Annotated in this window: 4 protein-coding genes, 1 tRNA gene and 1 pseudogene; 5 read left to right on the forward strand and 1 reads right to left on the reverse strand. The window is 40.2% G+C overall.

Annotated features, from left to right (window positions below; translation table 11 throughout):
• Positions 1–128 precede the first annotated feature (128 nt).
• Positions 129–443 (forward strand): annotated as a pseudogene (locus CBG25_RS10025) (recombinase family protein); the annotation flags it as partial.
• Positions 444–1,108: 665 nt separating this feature from the next.
• Positions 1,109–1,303 carry an AlpA family phage regulatory protein gene (locus CBG25_RS10030; protein ID WP_290606415.1) on the forward strand — a complete coding sequence of 65 codons (195 nt, stop codon included), beginning with the start codon at positions 1,109–1,111 and terminating at the stop codon, positions 1,301–1,303.
• 55 nt (positions 1,304–1,358) lie between these two features.
• On the opposite strand, the gene CBG25_RS10035 is transcribed toward CBG25_RS10030, so the two are convergent.
• Positions 1,359–1,435: transfer RNA gene (locus tag CBG25_RS10035), tRNA-Arg, on the reverse strand.
• Between the two features lie 186 nt (positions 1,436–1,621).
• On the opposite strand from CBG25_RS10035, the gene folD reads away from it, so the two are divergent.
• The 3 genes from folD to CBG25_RS10050 all read left to right on the forward strand — a co-directional run bounded on the left by folD (position 1,622) and on the right by CBG25_RS10050 (position 3,275).
• Positions 1,622–2,494: a bifunctional methylenetetrahydrofolate dehydrogenase/methenyltetrahydrofolate cyclohydrolase FolD gene (gene folD, locus CBG25_RS10040; protein WP_290606417.1), complete on the forward strand. Its 873-nt coding sequence runs from the start codon at positions 1,622–1,624 to the stop codon at positions 2,492–2,494.
• 8 nt (positions 2,495–2,502) lie between these two features.
• A complete protein-coding gene (locus CBG25_RS10045; protein WP_290606419.1) occupies positions 2,503–2,715 on the forward strand; it encodes an RNA-binding S4 domain-containing protein in 213 nt (70 codons plus the stop codon).
• Between the two features lie 242 nt (positions 2,716–2,957).
• Complete coding sequence (locus tag CBG25_RS10050) at positions 2,958–3,275, forward strand: transposase (RefSeq protein ID WP_290606421.1); 318 nt, start codon at positions 2,958–2,960, stop codon at positions 3,273–3,275.
• Positions 3,276–3,309: the final 34 nt, after the last annotated feature.

Here is a 3,309-nt window from a genome sequence, read left to right on the forward strand (position 1 = left end):
CATAAACGATTATCTCGTAACAGCCGCTCTTTGTTGATCATTTCAAACCTTTATTCTCTAAGTTAAACCTCTTTTTATTCTCAATAGCGTGACAAAAAATGCAAGTCTCTATTCAGCAACTAGTTTATAGTTTGACGGATGCTATTGATACCTCTACGTCCGCTGGCCGTTTTTTCTTTCATGTGATGAGTGCGTTGGCACAGATGGAGCGAGAACTGATTGTTGAGCGTACTAAGGCAGGTTTAGCAGCAGCAAGAAGTAGGGGGCGTATTGGCGGTAGACCTTACTCATTATCTTCTGCACAGCAAGAGCAGGCAAAAAAATTACTTGAGTCCGGCAATAGTAGAAAACAGCTTGCATTACTGTATGGCGTTTCATTGGCTAGCATGTACAAATATTTTCCAGTTAATCGAAACGCTCAAATAAGCTCTGATGAAAAATGAAAGTGTAATTCCGTTGCACTAATGGAAACAAAAGTAGCCCGGCATTTATCGCACGTTTTGGCTTCAAATTGTCAGTGCCAATTGAAATCTGACCCACCATGCCGAAGTAAAACTGACCCACCTGCTTCTGTTTTGGGTGGTCTATGCCGTAGGCATCGGAGGCGCGAAAAGTACTTAAAATGCCCTCAGGAGCTTCAGCGCGCCGATACGTGAGCGAAGCGAACTTCCGTACTAGCATGCCCCCGGAAACCGCGCCAGCGCCCTGCTGAGCCGCTTTTTGACATATCGAAATGGTGACGGCGAGAGGCTAAATATGCATCTGCTGACGGGCATCTGTTTTGTTGGGTTTTTATTGTTTCCTATGGGCATTTTTCTTTGAGGTTTTTCCGCAGGTGGTAGCGCTTAAATTGGCACAGTGGGTCAGTTTTGGATCGGTAGTGACATCAAATATCGCCAACGACATCATGCACAGGATATTAAGTGGCCGAAACTACCGCTAAAAAATTAGGGCTGTGAGAATGCCAATTTAAATATATTGGCAGCGACATACTGACCCTCCTTCATTACGTCACCACAAAGCCCATTCCTACGATTCACAACTTCCTGATTGCTCACCGTTATGACGAATAGTGAAGCAGCTTAATATTAAAGAGAGGTTTATAAAAATGGCAACCCGTTATATCGGAATTAAAGAAATGTGCCAGTTGACCGGCAAAAGCCATCCTACCTTGTGGCGGATGTGGGCGAAAAAGAAAGATTTTCCTGCTCCACAAAAAAGTAGAAGCGGTACATTCCTAGGCTGGACTGAAAGAGATTATGAAGAATGGGTCGAAGCTCAAAGAGTTAACAACACCCGTTAAAGCACCTGTTATTTTGGTTTTTGAGAAGGAAACCCATCTAACTTATTGATTTTATTGGTGCGCCCTGTAGGATTCGAACCTACGACCTACGGCTTAGAAGGCCGTTGCTCTATCCAGCTGAGCTAAGGGCGCTTAGAAAAACGCTTATTCAATAATAAAATATGTCGTTGGATTATACGGTTGCTGAGCACTGAGTCAATGTCTTTTCAATGACAAATTATCTATCTGCTCATTTTCTGGCTACTAATAAAACTGACAGCATCCCTTTCTTCTGACAAAATAGCAGTATCACAATGTTTTTATGGATTAATGAAATAAATGTCAGCAAAAATTATTGACGGAAAAATGATTTCCGAAACAATCAAACAGGAAATTGCCGAAAAAGTTAAATTGAGACTGTCACTAGGCAAGCGAGCTCCCGGACTTGCAGTCATTTTAGTCGGTAATGATCCGGCTTCACAAATCTACGTAAACAGTAAACGTCGCACTTGTGAAGCGGTTGGTTTTATTTCTCGCTCATATGATTTAGCGGAAAAAACCACTGAGTCTGAACTTTTACAATTAATCGATCAACTTAATAATGACAAGGCAATTGATGGCATCCTGGTTCAATTACCACTGCCCAAAACTATTGACTATATCAAGATACTAGAACATATACATCCAGACAAAGATGTTGACGGTTTTCATCCTTATAACATAGGCCGTCTTTGCCAACGAGCCCCAAGACTACGCCCTTGTACACCTCGCGGCATTATTACCTTACTTGAGCGCTACCAAATTAATCTACTTGGTTTAAATGCGGTTATCGTTGGTGCTTCAAATATCGTAGGTCGCCCGATGAGTCTGGAATTGCTACTTGCTGGTTGTACAACTACTGTCACCCACCGATTTACTACTAATTTACGTCAACATATAGAGCAGGCTGATTTGCTAGTTGTCGCTATCGGTAAACCAAGTTTTATTCCCAGTGAATGGATAAAACCAGGTGCCATTATTATGGATGTGGGAATTAATCGGCTTAAAAATGGCACCGTTACCGGCGATGTCTGCTATCAAGAAGCACAACAACGCGCTAGCTGGATCACTCCTGTGCCTGGTGGTGTTGGCCCAATGACAGTGGCAACACTTATGCAAAATACCTTACAAGCTTGTGAAGAATATCATGATATTCAAAATACTAACCAATAGGTGATAAAATGGAAATCTTTCATCTAAATGGGCAGCCTTATATTAAATTATGTGATTTATTGAAATTGCAAGGTTGGGTGGATAGTGGCGCCGCAGCCAAAGCACTTATCGCCCAAGGTGATGTAAAAGTTGATGGTGAAATTGAAACCCGTAAACGCTGTAAAATTAGCAAAAATAATATTGTCACTTTAATTAATAACAGAGTAATAGTTAAAGAGTAATCATCAATTATAAAAAAATATTTAACAATGCCCCTTGTATCTTGTTTTTGTGATAATTAGCTACTATCACATGGGACAGAGTGAGCTTGTAATACCCCTGATGGGAAAACCTTGTGTTTTAGTAAAAGCCCTCTGTTTCTCCTTTCATGCCAGCATTTAGATTGGACGGTTACCGAGAGCATTGACTCTGTATGTACAAGAGGAATAGGCATGATGGTTTATTATGTGAAAGGAGTATTCTCATGTATCAAATCGGAATAGATGTCAGTAAAAAAAAGCTAGATATTTGCCTGTTAGCTAAAGGTATTGAAGGAAAACAAAAAACTAAAGTCATTAAAAATGATCACCATTCAGCTAAGACATTGATTGAGTGGCTGAAAAACCAAAAATGTTTACTCGAAGATGTAAGGATTACTCTTGAATCCACTGGGACTTATCACGAACAACTCTGCACTTATATCTTGATCACACGAGTTTCGCAGTCTCTAAAAAAGAAGTATAAATTTAAAAACAAGAAAAAATCAGGATGTTCATATTTTGTCCGGTTATCCATGCATTAAAGATATCTATAAAATATTCTTGCAAGTAAGCAGT

It is taken from the genome of Arsenophonus sp. ENCA (assembly GCF_002287155.1).
Taxonomy (GTDB): Bacteria; Pseudomonadota; Gammaproteobacteria; order Enterobacterales; family Enterobacteriaceae; genus Arsenophonus; species Arsenophonus nilaparvatae.